Genomic DNA, 15,799 nt, shown 5'->3' with positions numbered 1-15,799 from the left:
CGGATCCGAGCCGTCATGTCTTCACGCGACCCAAGCCTCCTGTCCACCGTTGCTGTCGTAGACGTCGCAGCTCTGACTGCTGGCGGAGATGCCGGCCAGGCTTCATCGCGACAGGCTGCGGCTTCTGACCTGGGTGGCTACCTGTGGGGGCTCGGCGCCGCCGCGATCTGGAGCGGCTGGTGGACCGTCACCCGCTTCGGTGTGGCCGACGGACTTTCTGCAGCTGATCTGGCGGCGGTTCGGTTCGGCATCGCTGGCCTCGTGCTGCTCCCGCTTGCCTGGCGCTCCCGACAGACGGTCACTCGTGTTGCGCCATTGTTATTGCTCTTCATGGCGCTCGGCGCTGGTGCTCCCTATGCCTTGGTCGCCGGCACCGGCGTCATGCTGAGTTCGGCCGGAGTGGGTGGTGCGATCACCGTCGGACTGCTGCCGGTATTCACCTTGATCTTGTCCATGCTGATTCTGCGAGAGCGGGCGAATAAGCGAATGGCTACCGGCATAGGATGCATCCTCGTCGGGGCGGCATCCGTCGCGGCTGGGGCATGGGACGCTGGCGGAAACAGATGGGGCCTCCTGTTCTTTGTCGCCGGCGCGCTCCTGTGGGCGGGCTATACGGTGTCGATGCGGCGGGCTGGCTTGCCACCGCAGATGGCCGCTTCGGTGGTCTGCGTCGCATCGCTTGTGTTCTATGTCCCGGTCTGGAGCTTCACGGGCGGCCCTGAGCGACTGCTAGCGGCTGTTCCTGGCAACCTGCTGTTCCAGGTGCTCTACCAATCACTGCTTTCGGCGATCGGTGCGCTCTACTGCTTCGGCCGGGCGGTCGAGCGCCTCGGCGCGACGGGTGGCTCAGTTTTTGCCGCGGTCGTTCCGGCATTTTCAATGGTGATCGCCGTCGTTCTGCTCGGGGAGTCTCCGAGCACCATCGAAATCATCGGTTCGGCGCTGCTTTCAATTGGAGCAGTCGCTTCGGCGCGAAGTCGTCCCCCCCAAAGGCTGACTTGCTCAACATTCCCTCTTGAAAGGATCTATGATGTCCATCCATGACTCGATACTCGACACCATCGGCAACACCCCGATTGTGCGGCTCCGCTGCCTGTCGCCGGAAGGCTTCGAACTATTCGCCAAACTTGAGGCATTCAACCCGCTTGGCTCGGTCAAAGACCGGTTGGCGCTGGGTGTGATCGAAGCCGCCGAGCGCGACGGCCTTCTTAAGCCCGGCCAGACAGTGATTGAGGCGACAAGCGGCAATACGGGAATCGGCCTCGCGATGGTCTGCGCCCGCAAGGGCTATCCTCTGGTGATCGTGATGGCCGAAAGCTTCTCCGTGGAGCGCCGAAGGCTGATGCGCTTCCTTGGCGCGCGTGTGGTGCTGACGCCGGCCTCGGAGAAGGGCACGGGCATGGTCGCGAAGGCACGCGAACTCGCGGCAGCGCATGGCTGGTTCTGGACCCGTCAGTTCGAGAACGAGGCAAACGCGGACGTCCATAGCCGAACCACTGCGCAGGAGATCCTGCGTGATTTTGGTGGAAGCGGACCGGACTACTTCGTGACCGGCGCTGGCACCGGCGGCACGTTGAAGGGCGTGGCGCGTGTGCTGCGGTCAGAAAGCCCTGCCACCCGAATCGTCGTCGCGGAACCCGAGAATGCACCGATGCTGGCTAGCGGCGTCCCTCAGAGCCACCTGGATGACGGGACGCCTGCCGAAAGCCATCCGCTATTTCGCCCGCATCCGGTGCAGGGCTGGTCTCCCGACTTCATTCCCCGCCTGACCGGCGATGCGATCGAAAGTGGATTTATCAATGCTATCCAGCCCGTGAGTGGCGCGGAATCATTGCGCCTCGCTCGCGAGCTCGCGCGGCAGGAGGGCATCTTTTGCGGCATCTCCGGTGGTGCGACCCTGGCTGCGGCGCTCGAGATCACCAAGATCGCTCAGAAGGGTAGCCGGATCCTGTTCATGGTTCCCGATACCGGCGAGCGCTATCTCTCGACCCCGCTATTCGAGGCGATCGGGCAAGACATGGACGCCGAGGAACTGGCGATTTCAAACTCCACGCCGCTGGGTCGTTTCGGCGCTCAGCCGGCAAAGCCGGCAGCGGCAACGCTTGCGCCTGCCGAACCGGCGCCTGCCCGGGCTCGCGACTTCGTAGCAGACACGATCGCCGACCCGAAGCAGCCGGTGGTGATGTTCGCACTTGAGTGGTGCGAATTCTGCTGGGCAGTTCGCCGGTTTCTCAAAGACATGGGTGTCCCGTTCCGCTCGGTGGATCTCGATGCAGTTGCCATGCAAAAGAGCGGCCTTGGTGGCGAAATCCGCAAGGAGCTACTGGCTCGCACCGGCCAACCAACGATCCCGCAGATCTTCGTCGGAGGCGTACATGTCGGAGGTGCCGTCGATGTCCTGGCAAAACACGACAGCGGCGAACTCGAGCCGCTGCTGCGCGCGGCTGGCGTTGTTCCGGCTGGCAAAACGGAACTGGTTGGGCGCAGCTATCTGCCCAAGTGGCTGGCGACTCGCCAGGCAGCTTAGACTTCTTCGAACGGTGCGGCGTCTGTCAGTATAGCCGTAAGGGCACAAGTGTGACCTGTCCGACAGCCACGACGAGCGTGATCCTGCGTCATACCCATTGGATCTCGGCGACCGGCGAAGTGCGCCCGCCGAGATTCGAGCGTCGACGACTTCTGCTAGTGCGTTTCACCGTTTCACGGAAACGGCGAACCGCTCTATCTCTTTGTTTTCACGCAATTCCGGACGGAAAACCGCTCACACTTTTCCTGGAATTGCTCCAATGAACTCGGCTCGGAGATTTTCCGACGCCAGTGCTGGGACTCCAGAGCAAGCCTGGTTGGATCGGGGTGCCGTCAACACCGTCATCGGTCCGCCTTGCCGATGGTTCGGTTCTGCCGACGTGGTGGCGATCAGACTCAAGCTCATCGTCCAAGCATTGGTACGTGAGGGAGGCGGCCGCAGGCGCCTTCGCCGTTGAACGCAGCGCTCCATGCGCTCAATATGTCACGACGACCCACCGCCTTACACGCGCGTTGCGGGAGGCGGTGTGAGGTAGGTCGTTGACACCGGCGGGAGATGTCGCAGGCGGAACCGATTACCCGCGCCCCGAGTTCCGGGTTGACGTCTGATAGACCACCGACGTCCAGCCTTGCTGGAAGCGAGGTGACAATGATCAGCCCGAGCGCACCGCCGAGCGGCCGCCCATCATCTTGGCGGCCAGCAGAATTCCCCGTCGACTCGCGCCGACTCCGGGGCAATACTTTTTTGGTGAGAAATCGCTCATGCTTGACTTGCCGAAGACCATAGATGCGGACGTCGTCATTGAGATCGACAGGATGCTCAATGACCGTTCGAAAATCGCGCCGGTGCCCGTCCACCAACTGCCAGAAATGATTCGAACGAGGGTCGTCACAAGGCTTTCTGCCCGTCCCCTCGCCCCCATCGCTGCGCGTCTCGCCAAGCGGTGCGGCCAAGACGCTGTGGCGAAGGGGCTTACGGTCAAGTCGATTGAAGACAATGTCGGCGGCCTTACCGACTTCATGGCCGAGGGGGTAGAGCTACGCGGCAGAGAAAAATAGCGAATCCGGCTGGCGCGAGTGACGACCGGGTCGACGATGCGCGCGGCGGCCGCACGCCGAAGCAGGTCGAAGCAGCCTGCCAAGCTTTTCTCGCCGCGAACAGGCTGGATTGATCGTTCTGCCGAGCCCGTGGTGGCGACCCGCTGCTTAGCTATCCTGAAAAGCGCAACATTTACCACAAATCTTTGCCTGCCTGCTCAGACGCACACAATGAGGTTGACTGTCGAGGAACAAGTCCCGGACTTAGAGGTTGGTCCCCTTGAGAGAAGGCATGATTCACCATGGGCGACGACAGGACAACGTGAGCGTGTGGCCGGGAATGAAACACTGGCGGAGTTCATTGCCAGGGAGACCGGGATCACCGAGAATCAGGTGCGCGAGCTTATTCGCCTGATCGGCACCGACCGCAATTCTCTGCTCCGTGAGGCGCGGCAGTTGCTCCGCCAACGCCTGAGTTAGGCTTCGCAAGACCCGCTCTAAAGCGCCCTCAGCTATCCTGTCATCTTCTGTTGCTGGGTGGCAGTCATGGCTTTGAGGAGCCGGACCACTTCTGCCGACTCGGTGGGCTTCAACACTGTAGTTCCGTGTGAGAATGCTCCATGGCTGGCCTCGACGCTAAGGCCCGTATAGACTACAAAGGGTACGCTCAAGTCTGCCAGCGTCTTAGCCGCCTCATGGCACTCGCCATCCGACAGACTGACGTCAAGAACGGCGGCTGCGGGCGTGTGTTCGTTCAGAAACAGATTCGCTTCGGAACAGGACCTCACCACCGCCACCGTGAAACCTGCCTCGGAAAGCGCGCACTCCAGGTCCAAAGCGATCAAGGCTTCGTCGTCAGCGACCAAGACCAAAGGACTTTCCATGCTCAGCACGTTCACAAATTTAGCATATGGGAGACGAGTCGTTGACGTCCGAACTTGGCCATCAAAGTTAACTGCGATTGCGGTTGGCAATATGGGTCGCGCAACGCTCAAAAAAACACCGATCGTGGAACGAAGTTGATACGAGCCGCGTTGTTGGCGGTTAAGCTATTGAGGACCGGGGATGGATGAACTACGGCAGGCGAATGTTGTCGCCTTCAAGAACCCGGGAATTTCCGGTCACGACAGGCTGAATTTCGATTATCAGGATTTTTTCGAGAATGGCGCCGTCGCGCTTCACCTGGTGAGCGCTGACGGCATTATTCTGCAAGCCAACAAGGCTGAGCTCGACCTCCTCGGTTATCAGGCCGAGAACTATGTCGGCCGCCACATTGCGGACTTCTATCCGGACCGGGACGTCATAGAGGACATTCTGGAACGCCTCTCCAGGGGCGAGCGGATCGCGAGATACCCGGCGCGCTTGAGAGCGCGCGACGGATCCATCAAGCATGTCGAAATTACTTCGAGCGGCCATTTCTGCGACGGCAAGCTGATCAACACGAGATGCTTTACGGTTGATGTAACCGACCTTGAGCGGACACGGACGCAGCTCAGGCAGCACGACAGTACCTATCGCCAGATTCTTGAGAGCCTCCCCGTGGCGATCTATACGACTGACCAGGACGGCACCATTACCTACTACAATCGCGCGGCTGCCGATCTGGCAGGCAGGGAGCCCTCCGTCGGCAAAGACAAATGGTGTGTGACGTTCAAGCTGTTCACTGCCGACGGCCAGGAACTGCCGCACGACGAGTGCCCGATGGCTATCGCGCTCAAGGAAAACCGGCCGGTTCGTAATCAGGAGGCGGTAGCGCAGCGTCCGGACGGATCCTTCTTTCCGTTCCTACCCTACCCCACGCCGCTGCAGGACGAGCAAGGCAACCTCATTGGTGCGGTCAACATGCTGCTCGACCTGACGGACCGCCAGCGTGCCGAAGAAGCCAGGCAGCACTTGTCGGCGATCGTGGAGTCCTCGTTCGACGCAATCGTCAGCAAGGATCTCAACACCATCATCAAGAGCTGGAACCATGGCGCTGAACGACTGTTCGGCTACACCGCCGACGAAGCGATCGGTCAGTCGGTGACCATGCTGATCCCGGATAACCACCAGGACGAAGAACCCCGAATTCTCCAACGCATTCGCCGTGGCGAACGCGTCGAACCGTTCGAAACGACCCGCCAGCGCAAGGATGGCAGCCTGGTTCCGGTTTCGCTGACGATATCGCCCGTGCGTAACGCAACTGGGCAGATCGTCGGCGCTTCGAAGATTGCACGGGACATCACGTCGGCGAGGGAAAACGAGCACCGCATCCGCATGCTGATGCGCGAGGTCAACCATCGGGTGAAAAATCAGTATTCGGTCATCCTGTCGATGATCCGGGAGACCAACAAGCGATCGGAGACGCCCAAGCAGTTTGAATCCCAGGTGCGCGAGCGCATCATGGCACTGTCGCGATCCCACGACCTGCTGGTGTCGGCCGACTGGAAGGGCGCCACAATCCGTGACCTGTTGGCGGCGCAAGCCGAGTCCTTTCCTCGGGGTGACGTTATCGAGATGTCAGGCCCATCCTTGGTCCTTAGTCCCAATGCGGTGCAGTATCTCGGGATCGCCTTCCATGAACTGGCGACCAACTCGACCAAATACGGAGTGCTCTCGGGCGACGAGGGCCGGATTTCGGTCACGTGGGGCATCAACGGTTCCGGTGCTTCGAAGCTGTTTCACCTCACCTGGGCCGAAACCGATGGGCCGGAAGTCCAGAATATCGGACAGGGCGGCTTTGGAACTGTGGTCCTGAAGCGGGTGGCGCCCGCGGCGGTTGGAGGGCAGGGAAATCTCGAGTACGGGCCGCATGGGGTCATCTGGAGCTTGGAAGCCCCGTTAGCGGCCGTGGAAGCGTCCGTTGCAAATGGGAGCTAAAGGTCGGGGGTTTCAAGGCCTCTGACGCCTTTGCATGATCTGTAGCCCCAGCCGCGCATCAGCCGGTATCCTCAATCCACTCGGCGATTCAAGCCGCGAGCCTGAAATCGGTTCCCGGAACATTTTAGCTCAAATCCATGTTTCACTGGCTATGAAGATCGAAGCCGACGAATGCCGGCTGCGCTGACGCTCATCCGGCGCACAATCGAGGATCACTGCCCGCCTGGTGTGCTGCCGAGCGAGGAAGCGGCGAACGGTCTCTATGGGCTGGGGCTCATGGATGAAGGCCGAAGCACTGGCGGCTGCCATCGTCGCAACGATCGACCAGATGCAATTGCGCGTGATGACGAAACCGCCGTCCCCGAGTATCAAATAGAGGCCGCCACAGGGAAGCGCGCCAGCGCGCGTTAGCCTTGCCCGCTGTCTTACGCCGCCGAAGCGCCTCGCGCCTCCTGACGTCCGCTTGGGGCATCATCAAATGCCAAGGGCTTTCCACCCTTTTGTTGCGTCATTCGTTCATTTGGTTGTGTTCCGCCTGTACTAGCGGGCGGGTATATCTCCCATCAGCCGGCGTCGCCATCTTGATGCCCCTGCCGGTTAGGCCCTACTGGCCTACCCGCCCCAAGTGCCGGGCCGCTGCTTCCGATAAGTGCCTCAAGTTCACCAAGCGTAATTTCAATCTGGTATCGGTATTTCGAATCATCCGAGTAAATGCCCTCGGCTTCAATCGTTATCACCGGGCCGCCTGTTCCAGGTTTGACATCGCCATCAATCAACGGTCGATCGAAGATGGTTCGAGAAGTTCCTTCCCGTTTGGCAGGCCTGACTAGCATCCGCATTTGCTTTACCCCGTTCCGTCGTTTCGCGATGAAGTGGCGGCCCCTCACCCCCCAACACGTTCTGCTCCACGCAACTGCGGTGCCAAGTGACTGATCCAATATGGGTCACTCGGCATCAACGGCTCGACGAACTTCAAACGCATACATTGACCCACACCCGGCGGATTCAATTAGCATGCGCTGAATTAGTTCCGGAACATTTTAATCGACTGGAAATTGTTCGTTAGCAATGACGAACCTATCAGACCCCGGCCCGCCCATCCCGGTCAAGCAACGCGGCGTCAAGCCGATGGAACGGCTTGCAGAAAAACTCACTCTTCGCGCGAAGGAACAAGCACTCACACAAGCGAACGAGCGGGAAGCCTGCGACACCAAATCGCCGAAGCCTACAAAAGCCTGGCTGAAATGTCTGAAAGACTCAAGGGCGCCGATCTCGCGAACGGGCGCCTGAAAATGTATAGGCAATTTCTCTTGCCCAATCTGTTGGGTGGAACGCGGTACAGTCAGGATGCTCCATCCCGAAGAGGAGCCGAACCCCGCGTATCGCTGCAAAGCATGCGGTTTCAACGAACTGAATGATCATTGACAGAAAAGCACGTCGTCATGCGCGAAAAAAGCCCGTCAGGAGAGACTCGCGGGCTTTGATATTTACGCTGACGAGGGGTTTGAATTCTCGTCGTAGGATAAAGCTCACATTATGGGCAACTAGTCCTTACGGCCAAAACCGGCCATGCTGGTGGACAGCTCTTCGCGGATGATGATCGGATAGATCAGGCGCGGCGCGCCGTTCCAGATCGGAAAGCCATTGCCCAGCCGCTCGATGTCGCCGGCATGGGCAAAGTCGAACCGCCGGACCATGTCGGGGATTGTCGATTTGACGAAAACGCGACCACACATTTGGCAGCAGCTCAATGATGACTATAGCGAACATGGGAACGAAATGAGAACAAGTCAACCTCCAGGCGACGGGCGCGGGTTCGAAGGATAATAGAGATACTGGGGCATGGCTGGGGTCGTCTGATACTACCGGTAGCGCGACATGATCGGATGCCAGCACGCCTCATAGCCGGTATGGGGTGTACCTGCTTGAACGCTAGCGGCTCTTCGCCTTCGGCGTTACCTTAAAGATGTTCCTATGAACGGCCGCAGCGCCCTCCCCGCCTGCCGCACAACTGCAGCCAATGTCCGGCCTTGTCAGTACCGGCAAACCCGAACGCGTTCCAGCACCCGGTGGTGATGGCGCCAGTGCCTCACCCACTTCACGTGGCAATGACGATGATGCCGGTAGTAGTAGCGATGCGGGTAGCGGGCCACGTAGCCAGGATAATAATCGGGATAGCGGGGGCCGTAATAGCGGCCGCCATAGTCGTAAAACGGGCCGCCGCCGTAGAAGGGGGCACCGCCGAACGGGCCGAAGCCGCCGAACGGACCAAAAAAGCCGATGCCATGTGCATCCGCAGGCAAGACCGTGGCTGCGGCGGAGGAGATGGCAATCACCGAAGCAAGTAAGAGTTTTCGCATAGCAACCTCCCAGAGGGGCCGATCACCCGATAAACGCCCGCAGGAGCCGTATGTTCCCGATCGCTAATATACTCTGCGCGCCGCGCTTGACAGCGCCTCGGCGAAAGTCCTGGCGCGAAGTTTGCTTGAGAGGGCTTGGCGGGGGAACGTGCCGGGGTCATGGTCACGTGATGCAAACCCTCGCTTGGAGAGTACGGTGAGCGGAGGAAGTTAATGCCGCGGGTGGTCATGGCTACTCTTTAGAATTCGGGCTTCGCGCATCACGGATGAGAGATCGTAGCCCAGCAACGATACAAGCGCTCGCACCTGTTCTTCAGAAATGCCGGTTTCACGCGCAACTTTACGCACGAACTCGACTTTCGGGTCCAAGGTTTTTTCTGTTTCTTCCTCAGCCATCAGGCACAATTCGGCGACAGCTTAAAGGTTTCAGGGAAGAACGTTTTCGCTGCCGATGGGCCGCTACAACATCATCGACCATAACACCACCAGTGCCATCACGACGCCGACGAAACAGAACGCGACCCAGACACTGGTCATCGATGCTTTCACTCAGATAAGCCGGCATCGTGGTGCACGATTGCGTCCGAGATAGCCTCGTGAACACTCCCGGTTTCTTCCTCAATTTCAACACTGGTGATGCCGATCGCTTTGGCGTCGGCGAATAGCTTTTCAGTGAGCTTGGCAACGGAGATGATGGCGCCGCGCAGGATCTCGGGGACGTTGGCCGAAATCCGCTTGTACAAAAAGTCGGTGCCGCGGGTGCTCATCAGAAGATAAGCTTAGCATCCCTTTGAAGAAGGCGCCGCCGGCAAGTGGCAAACTAGCCGCGCCCGCCTCCGGAACCATTCCCTGCCCGTTGCCGTTGGGTCAGTTGGAAGGGATTTCCAAATGGTTGAGGAAGCAGGCAAGCCGCCTGACCCTGCGAGGGGCATGGCGGTTCGGCGTCTGGTGAAAGAAACCGGAATCACGGAAGCCCGAGCCGCCGAACTTGTCAGTTTCCTTGGACCGCACAGTTGGGCCTCGCTCTTGCGCGAAGCGCGGATTCTCAAGAAGTCCTAGAGTCGCACAACCTTATCGAGATGCAGGCGAATGCGCTGGCCTTCAGCAAAGGCCAGTGCGTACCATTCTCGGTCAAATGAGCGGGTAAGTTCCTGGTCTTCCTCGACCACGTGGACGAACCATTCGCCGTAGGCCTCGACCACTTCAACGCAAGGTCGAACCTTGCCACTCCAGATCATGGTTACGCTGTCCATCGCAATTCTCCTCCAAGAGCAATGGGAAACGTCCATTTTTACAAGTCCGCCGAAATCGGGAATTCAATAAAAAATATGGTACGGAAACGGACGAACCAACGACGGCGAACTCAGTCTTCCCAAAAATCCAGCAGCTTCGCATGGCGCAGTTTCTCTTCGCCCCCTTCAGCGTCTTTACCCGACCAACAAGGCCGGGCTTCAGCCACTCGGCCTTGTCCTTCTTATGACCTTTCGGCACTGGCCCACCTACCTTGCCCTGCACGCGATCCCACAGCGCCTGCCGCTTGTCGGCCTTGAAGGCTACGAACGCGCCGCCTTTGTAATGGCCGCTCTCAGCCATGATCACTTGCGCCGCTTTGCCGCGCTCTCGTTGCACCCCAATGATGTCCATCTGCTTTTCCTCAAAGCATTTGATTTTGCGCCAGGCGGTCGTTTTGCCGCTTTGATAAGCACTGCCCTTGAGCTTCGAGACCATGCCTTCGAGCCCCGCCTTGTCGACCAGGTGATAGACAGCGTCACCAGTGCCGGGCATGGCTTCGCTGAATTGAATGCGTCCGCCGGTCGGAACCATTTTGTGAAGGATCTCGCGACGATCCTCTAACGCCATTCGGCGAAGATCGTGGCCGTTGAGAAACAGCAGGTCGAACGTGACTAGGTAGATGTTCGGTGGCGGCCGGCGCAGGCCGATGATGGCTTGCATTGCGTGGAAGTCGGAAAGGCCGGCCTCATTGATCATGATGGCTTCGCCTTCGAGGATGAAGCTGTCAGCGTCGATCGCCGCCGCCTCTTCCGCGAGATAACGATATCGGGTTGTCCAGTCGAAGCCGTTCTTGGTGTAGAAGCGGATGCCGTCTTCGTCCTTGATGACCTGCGTGCGATAGCCATCGAATTTGATCTCGTGGCTCCAACCGTCGCCTACCGGCGGTGCGTCGAACAGCTCAGGCTCCATCGGCTGGATGAACTTCAAACGCATGCGCACATACCACCACCGGCGATTCAATTAGTTTTAGCTAAAATAGTTCCAAATCGGAAATCGACGGCCGATTGCAACGAAACGGCAAGCGTGACGTTGCGGATATTGGGGAAAACGGAGGAGCATCATGCCGGAATGGCGTGGAAATGAGCTTGTCCCATCTTGAGCCACGACTGCCGACGATCCGTTGTCGGCGGTGGAAAAATCACTGGCCGACGAGTGTCACCCAGAGCACTTCAAGAGCACTGGTTTCGTGTGGTCAATGAGGAGGCGAGAAGCACGCAGGAATTCAGTCTTGCGAACGATGAAACCTAATGCGAGGCTCGGCTCTCACGAAGCCTGCGAGTCGATAATCCTATCGGCCGCCCTCGTCTGTACGAACGAGACGGGAGCGGCAAAGCCGTTGTTAAATCAAGACAAAATGCTTAATGGTTAGCGATGTCCGATTTGACGGCACCGCTAATCCGAAAGCTCGAGAGCCTAGGTCGTCTTTCATCAGATGATCGCGAGAGCGTCGAAGCGATGGCGCTTGTAAGTAAGCAGTTGAAGCCCGGTGAGCAGATTGCGCTAGAAGGGGACGAACCCAGCCGCTGTTGCTTGGTGGTTGAGGGGCTCCTGCGACGGTATAGCGTTTTGAGCAACGGCAACCTGCAAACGCTCTCAATCCATGTCCCCGGCGATATACCTGATCTCCAGGGGCTACATCTTAGAACCATGGATCACACACTCGCGTCGATCGGTAGAAGCAAGGTTGCCCTCATTGGACATCGCGACATCCTCGAGGTTCTCCGTAAATCACCTCGCCTGGCAAATCTATTTTGGCGGGAAAGTTTAGTGGACGCGGCGGTCGCGCGCGCCTGGGTCAAGGTATTGGGAGGGCAGGATGTGGTGGGTAGGTTAGCCCACCTCGCCTGTGAGCTTTACGTGCGCATGAAGGTCATGGGGCTGGTAAGAGAGAATTCCTATCCGTTACCGCTAACTCAAGTTCAGATCGGCGAGACTATCGGCGCGAGCGTAGTTCACGTAAATCGCATGTTGAAGAAACTGCGTTCGGACGGCCTTTTGGAGCACAAAGAAGGACGGCTGGTCATACTGAACTGGGACGCCTTAAGCGAGATGGCAGACTTCGACCCCGGGTACCTTAACCTGCGAGACCCGCTCTATTTGGATGTAACGCCAGCCGCGGGCGGTTAGCATCTCCGTTCGCTGCTCCCAGAAATCGTATAGCGAGGCAAGCGGCGGCCCGCGCCTCTCGTGAGGGGAGCGCGGGCTCGACTGTCTTAGGGGACCAGTTGGCAGCTGGAGGAGGAGTGCCGGCGCCCTCAACTAACTTCGCGGGCTTTTGTAGTTCCGTAGTAACAAAAAAAGCCCGCCGTCTCTGAACAAAACGGCGGGCTTCTCACCAGCACCAAAAAAGGGCGGCCGGTTTGCCCAGCGGGCAAGTGGGCTGAGGACGCACGGAGAGATCAGTGCAATAGTACAAGTTCGGATGTTTCGAGATGTTCCAGCAACTCACAAATTTGGATCGTACGTGCTTGGAAGGGGACGCTAGTTGAGCCTGGCGGAGCAACCTGATGTCTCCCGACCTCTACGGCGGCAACAAAAAGCCCGCCGACTTGGGCCAGCGGGCAATCGTCTGGAGTAGCCGGAATCAACCGGCGCGAGTTCAACGAACGTTGAAGATGTCGGTTGCAACCTCGCTCTCGTATGCCGCTGGGTGACGCCCTTCATAGGGGCGCCGCCTGGGTCGCCTTGTGGTTCGAATGCCGCCGCCTTCTTGCGCGAGCGCGTTGGCAGCGATTTCTTCCCATGGGAAACGGGCATCTTTTTTCCTTTCGACAGGGAAATATATTTAGGCCGCCGCGTTATGAGGGCGCGCGGACGGATGCGTGGGGGTTTAAGGTGAAGGTTTTCGACAGGCTCGAAGAGCTACTCGATGCGGGCGATCTGCAGTCCGCGTTAGCGGAGGCGCGCGCCCTCGCGGGTCAGATTGAACGGCGCTCAAACGTGGTTTCGGGTGCAATCGACGACTTTCTGATCGACCTGATGACCCTTACATTCGTCGCCGAAGCTTTTGGCAATCACCTCGCAGATGCAGCTCGCAACCTGGCTCGGCGAAGGCTCTCGAAAGTCCGGTTGCTTACCCTGAATTGACCACAACGCACGCAAAGTACGCGTCTGCGCCCGCCCAAAACCTACAGCCCGCCACCGGGAGGCAGCGCGGGCTGGTGGCAGCGGAGATCCGCATCTGCCCCTTTATTGTCCTTCCCCCGCCGAGCCGAGGACGTTTGGGCAACACACGCCCTTCCCTGCCCTACAATGTAGCGATTTCGCGCCTCAACCTCCCGAACACCGACTATCGGCAACCGACGCTCGCTGAAAGCGCCAGGAACGGCCCACTTGCCTGCGATCGGGATGACTGATGGGGCCGGTGCAGTCCTTAGTCGCCAGTGCTCGAGCGACCGCGATGGGCCGACTGCGGACTGTCCGGTGTTGGCCTTGAAGACCAGATGAGCTGCCATTCTGGTATCAACTCATCGATAGGCGGCGACGCCCTGAGCTAAACCAGTTCCACTTCGGTGATGTCCGCGATCATCGCATTGCCAACGCGACGTATTCAGACCGGCGGACCCGAATGCGAAGCCCGCGCTATTTTCCGCGCCAATTCAAGAAAGCCGAATAAATGCGGCGAGCGGTTGTCTCGTCGATAGTTGAGTGAAAGCTCGGTTCCCGGATTGTGGCCTTCATATTTCCGATAAACAATGCCGGGCCGTTGATTTTCGCTGACCGATGCTGGCACGATCGAGATGCCGACGCCAACTGAAACAAGGCTCATCGCCGTAAGATAGTCCTGGGCCATGACCTGCAAGGCAGGAACAAAGCCGTCAACCTTGCATACGTCGAGCACATAGTCCGCGTAACTTGGCCGTGGGCGCCGCGGAAAGAGGACGAAAGTAGCATTCTTGAAATCTGCGAGATGGAATGGTTGCTCACGATTGGCATAGCTGTCGGGAAGCGCCAGCACGAGCGGTTCCTTCATGAGCGTTTCGGATTTGACCTCCGCGTCTTCGATCGACGGGCGCGCCACCGCAATGTCGATTTCCCGCTGGATCAGGGCTCGTCGCAATTCCGCATTGTTCATGGCCGAAAGCGCCAGTTCGATATCCGGATGCGCGGCGCGGAAAGCCCTGATGATTTTGGGCAGAACACCGAAGGTTGCCGTTCCGACGAACGCGATCCGCAGGCGTCCCGCCACACCCTGCCCGATCCGCATCACCTCACGTTCAGTCTGGTCGACGCGTTCGAGGATTTCCCTTGCCCGCTCCAGCAGCAATTCGCCCGCCTGGGTGAGCCGTATCTGGCTGCGGCTGCGGTCGAACAGGGCCGCGCCGATCTCCCTTTCGAACTGGGCGATCTGTCGGCTTAATGGAGGCTGAGCAATCCCGAGGCGCGCCGAGGCGCGCCCGAAATGAAGTTCTTCGGCCACTGCCAGGAAATAGCTCAGCCGTTTGAAGTCCATCGCCGTCCGTCAGGCATCCATCAGCCGCGCAGGCACCCGCGTGACCCTTTCCAATGCCTCCTTGAAATAGACCCTGAAGGCAGTGGGGTTCTCGCTCATCGGAAAATGACCAAGATCCTTCATGATCGCAAGACTGGAACCCTTGATCGCAGCTGCCGTGCGTTGCGCGTCTTCAGGAGTGCAGGTCATGTCGTACTCGCCGCACATGATATGGACGGGCGTGCGCCGTGTGTCGATGGACCCGAGCCGGCCGACGAGGCTGTCATCGGACGTGTAAAAGCTGAGGTCTCCCCGAAAAACGCCTGGGCCGGACTGCATGAACATCCACAGTGTGGTCCAACGCTCTGCGTCAGGCGCGTGCGGCGCGATGTTGGCCGACACCAGGGCGGCGCCCATTTCGCCGCCATGCGCATCGGGCCGGTGAAACCAATCGATGTCATACCATGCCGGCTGGAAATCGGACGCCTCGATCGCGATGAAACCCGAAAAGGATTCAGGATGGAGGGCTGCCAGTTGCAGCGCAATCCTCCCACCCATCGAACATCCGGCCAGCAAAGGCTTTTCCAGCCCTGCCGCACGGCAGAATGCCAGCACCGTCTCCATGTAGGTCTCGGTCGAGAGCAGATACTCCTCGGTCTCGAACCCCTCCGGCGGCAGCGACTTTCCGTGCCAGGGCATGTCGAAGGCGATGAACCGGTGGGATCTGGTGAACGCCTCGTCGTTCAGGATGGACCGCCACTGCCGCGTGTCGGCGCCCGCCGTGTGAAGGCACACGACCGGACGGCCCTGGCCGGCTTCCTCGAAGTAGATGCGCTGCTGGGCATTTCCAACCGTCACATTGACATAGCGGCCCACGATCGGCTCGATCGAAGATTTCATGAGAAACCCTCCTTGCGTCCCAACGCCATGAATTCCTTGAAGTACCGCAAGTTCTTGACCAGCGTCAGGATATCGCCGTCGATGCTGCCGTTTCCGTATTTCACCAGGCCGAAAATGTCATGGAAACCCGGCTTAGGCAGAGGTTGCCAGAATTCGTGCAATGCATCGCCCTTCGCGCGCAGCGCGAACCGCCAAGGAAGCTTCTTGCTCGGGCCTTCCTTGATCTCGACAACCCTTCCCTTCTCGAAGGTCAAGTAGAATTCGTCCTGGTCGACCTCGATCAGGATGGTTTCGTTGAAGAGGCGGCCAAGCCGCAGCAAATGGGGTCTCCGCTCGAGGGCGGCCGCCATGTCGTCGAGTCGCTGGCGTAAGTTTCGAACGCGCGGCATGG

17 protein-coding genes are annotated in these 15,799 nt (G+C 59.2%); 7 read left to right on the top strand and 10 right to left on the bottom strand.

Annotation, left to right across the window (positions count from 1 at the left end; translation table 11 throughout):
• Positions 1 to 15: 15 nt before the first annotated feature.
• The 4 genes from AC04SG_RS20380 (at position 16) to AC04SG_RS20365 (ending at position 4,044) form a co-directional block, all read left to right on the top strand.
• Complete coding sequence (locus tag AC04SG_RS20380) at positions 16 to 1,044, top strand: DMT family transporter (RefSeq protein WP_488552515.1); 1,029 nt, start codon at positions 16 to 18, stop codon at positions 1,042 to 1,044.
• A complete protein-coding gene (locus tag AC04SG_RS20375) occupies positions 1,031 to 2,527 on the top strand; it encodes a pyridoxal-phosphate dependent enzyme (protein ID WP_488552514.1) in 1,497 nt (498 codons plus the stop codon). Before AC04SG_RS20380 ends, AC04SG_RS20375 begins: the two co-directional genes overlap by 14 nt.
• A gap of 761 nt (positions 2,528 to 3,288) precedes the next feature.
• Positions 3,289 to 3,585 carry a hypothetical protein gene (locus AC04SG_RS20370; protein WP_488552513.1) on the top strand — a complete coding sequence of 99 codons (297 nt, stop codon included), beginning with the start codon at positions 3,289 to 3,291 and terminating at the stop codon, positions 3,583 to 3,585.
• A 309-nt stretch (positions 3,586 to 3,894) separates the two neighbouring features.
• A complete protein-coding gene (locus AC04SG_RS20365) occupies positions 3,895 to 4,044 on the top strand; it encodes a hypothetical protein (RefSeq protein WP_488552512.1) in 150 nt (49 codons plus the stop codon).
• A gap of 32 nt (positions 4,045 to 4,076) precedes the next feature.
• Here the strand turns inward: AC04SG_RS20365 and AC04SG_RS20360 are convergent, their stop codons facing one another.
• Positions 4,077 to 4,430: a response regulator gene (locus tag AC04SG_RS20360; protein ID WP_488552511.1), complete on the bottom strand. Its 354-nt coding sequence runs from the start codon at positions 4,428 to 4,430 to the stop codon at positions 4,077 to 4,079.
• Positions 4,431 to 4,629: 199 nt separating this feature from the next.
• Between AC04SG_RS20360 and AC04SG_RS20355 the strand changes: the two genes are divergently transcribed.
• Positions 4,630 to 6,423, top strand: a complete 1,794-nt coding sequence (locus AC04SG_RS20355; protein WP_488552510.1) for a PAS domain S-box protein — start codon at positions 4,630 to 4,632, stop codon at positions 6,421 to 6,423.
• Positions 6,424 to 7,967: 1,544 nt separating this feature from the next.
• On the opposite strand, the gene AC04SG_RS20350 is transcribed toward AC04SG_RS20355, so the two are convergent.
• The 6 genes from AC04SG_RS20350 to AC04SG_RS20325 all read right to left on the bottom strand — a co-directional run bounded on the left by AC04SG_RS20350 (position 7,968) and on the right by AC04SG_RS20325 (position 11,009).
• Positions 7,968 to 8,159 (bottom strand): hypothetical protein, encoded by a 192-nt coding sequence (locus AC04SG_RS20350; RefSeq protein ID WP_488552509.1) that lies wholly within the window; start codon positions 8,157 to 8,159, stop codon positions 7,968 to 7,970.
• 297 nt (positions 8,160 to 8,456) lie between these two features.
• Positions 8,457 to 8,783, bottom strand: coding sequence for a hypothetical protein (locus AC04SG_RS20345; protein WP_488552508.1), 327 nt, complete (start codon positions 8,781 to 8,783; stop codon positions 8,457 to 8,459).
• A gap of 210 nt (positions 8,784 to 8,993) precedes the next feature.
• The gene (locus AC04SG_RS20340) at positions 8,994 to 9,179 is read right to left on the bottom strand and encodes a hypothetical protein (protein WP_488552507.1); all 186 of its coding nucleotides are present in this window, start codon (positions 9,177 to 9,179) and stop codon (positions 8,994 to 8,996) included.
• A 149-nt stretch (positions 9,180 to 9,328) separates the two neighbouring features.
• The gene (locus AC04SG_RS20335; RefSeq protein WP_488552506.1) at positions 9,329 to 9,550 is read right to left on the bottom strand and encodes a DUF768 domain-containing protein; all 222 of its coding nucleotides are present in this window, start codon (positions 9,548 to 9,550) and stop codon (positions 9,329 to 9,331) included.
• 288 nt (positions 9,551 to 9,838) lie between these two features.
• Positions 9,839 to 10,036: a hypothetical protein gene (locus tag AC04SG_RS20330; RefSeq protein ID WP_488552505.1), complete on the bottom strand. Its 198-nt coding sequence runs from the start codon at positions 10,034 to 10,036 to the stop codon at positions 9,839 to 9,841.
• On the bottom strand, positions 9,987 to 11,009 hold the full coding sequence (locus tag AC04SG_RS20325; protein WP_488552504.1) for an ATP-dependent DNA ligase: 1,023 nt from the start codon (positions 11,007 to 11,009) through the stop codon (positions 9,987 to 9,989). Before AC04SG_RS20325 ends, AC04SG_RS20330 begins: the two co-directional genes overlap by 50 nt.
• Positions 11,010 to 11,447: 438 nt before the next feature.
• On the opposite strand from AC04SG_RS20325, the gene AC04SG_RS20320 reads away from it, so the two are divergent.
• Both AC04SG_RS20320 and AC04SG_RS20315 read left to right on the top strand, forming a co-directional pair.
• Positions 11,448 to 12,203, top strand: coding sequence for a Crp/Fnr family transcriptional regulator (locus AC04SG_RS20320; RefSeq protein WP_488552503.1), 756 nt, complete (start codon positions 11,448 to 11,450; stop codon positions 12,201 to 12,203).
• A 708-nt stretch (positions 12,204 to 12,911) separates the two neighbouring features.
• Positions 12,912 to 13,163 carry a hypothetical protein gene (locus AC04SG_RS20315; protein WP_488552502.1) on the top strand — a complete coding sequence of 84 codons (252 nt, stop codon included), beginning with the start codon at positions 12,912 to 12,914 and terminating at the stop codon, positions 13,161 to 13,163.
• 463 nt (positions 13,164 to 13,626) lie between these two features.
• On the opposite strand, the gene AC04SG_RS20310 is transcribed toward AC04SG_RS20315, so the two are convergent.
• Genes AC04SG_RS20310 through AC04SG_RS20300 form a run of 3 tightly spaced genes read right to left on the bottom strand, consistent with a single transcriptional unit; the run spans position 13,627 to position 15,797 of the window.
• Positions 13,627 to 14,529 (bottom strand): LysR family transcriptional regulator, encoded by a 903-nt coding sequence (locus AC04SG_RS20310; RefSeq protein ID WP_112561485.1) that lies wholly within the window; start codon positions 14,527 to 14,529, stop codon positions 13,627 to 13,629.
• A 9-nt stretch (positions 14,530 to 14,538) separates the two neighbouring features.
• Complete coding sequence (locus AC04SG_RS20305; protein WP_488552501.1) at positions 14,539 to 15,408, bottom strand: alpha/beta fold hydrolase; 870 nt, start codon at positions 15,406 to 15,408, stop codon at positions 14,539 to 14,541.
• Complete coding sequence (locus AC04SG_RS20300) at positions 15,405 to 15,797, bottom strand: hypothetical protein (RefSeq protein ID WP_488552500.1); 393 nt, start codon at positions 15,795 to 15,797, stop codon at positions 15,405 to 15,407. Before AC04SG_RS20300 ends, AC04SG_RS20305 begins: the two co-directional genes overlap by 4 nt.
• Between the last annotated feature and the right edge of the window lie 2 nt (positions 15,798 to 15,799).

It is taken from the genome of Mesorhizobium sp. CNPSo 4684, assembly GCF_057784315.1.
This window is presented reverse-complemented; position numbering and strand designations above follow the sequence as displayed.

Coding starts and splice junctions, on each gene's coding strand:
- AC04SG_RS20380 (WP_488552515.1), top strand. CDS start 16: ATGTCTTCACGCGACCCAAGCCTCCTGTCCACCGTTGCTGTCGTAGAC.
- AC04SG_RS20375 (WP_488552514.1), top strand. CDS start 1,031: ATGTCCATCCATGACTCGATACTCGACACCATCGGCAACACCCCGATT.
- AC04SG_RS20370 (WP_488552513.1), top strand. CDS start 3,289: ATGCTTGACTTGCCGAAGACCATAGATGCGGACGTCGTCATTGAGATC.
- AC04SG_RS20355 (WP_488552510.1), top strand. CDS start 4,630: ATGGATGAACTACGGCAGGCGAATGTTGTCGCCTTCAAGAACCCGGGA.
- AC04SG_RS20350 (WP_488552509.1), bottom strand. CDS start 8,159: ATGTGTGGTCGCGTTTTCGTCAAATCGACAATCCCCGACATGGTCCGG.
- AC04SG_RS20345 (WP_488552508.1), bottom strand. CDS start 8,783: ATGCGAAAACTCTTACTTGCTTCGGTGATTGCCATCTCCTCCGCCGCA.
- AC04SG_RS20340 (WP_488552507.1), bottom strand. CDS start 9,179: ATGGCTGAGGAAGAAACAGAAAAAACCTTGGACCCGAAAGTCGAGTTC.
- AC04SG_RS20335 (WP_488552506.1), bottom strand. CDS start 9,550: ATGAGCACCCGCGGCACCGACTTTTTGTACAAGCGGATTTCGGCCAAC.
- AC04SG_RS20330 (WP_488552505.1), bottom strand. CDS start 10,036: ATGGACAGCGTAACCATGATCTGGAGTGGCAAGGTTCGACCTTGCGTT.
- AC04SG_RS20325 (WP_488552504.1), bottom strand. CDS start 11,009: ATGCGTTTGAAGTTCATCCAGCCGATGGAGCCTGAGCTGTTCGACGCA.
- AC04SG_RS20320 (WP_488552503.1), top strand. CDS start 11,448: ATGTCCGATTTGACGGCACCGCTAATCCGAAAGCTCGAGAGCCTAGGT.
- AC04SG_RS20310 (WP_112561485.1), bottom strand. CDS start 14,529: ATGGACTTCAAACGGCTGAGCTATTTCCTGGCAGTGGCCGAAGAACTT.
- AC04SG_RS20305 (WP_488552501.1), bottom strand. CDS start 15,408: ATGAAATCTTCGATCGAGCCGATCGTGGGCCGCTATGTCAATGTGACG.
- AC04SG_RS20300 (WP_488552500.1), bottom strand. CDS start 15,797: ATGCCGCGCGTTCGAAACTTACGCCAGCGACTCGACGACATGGCGGCC.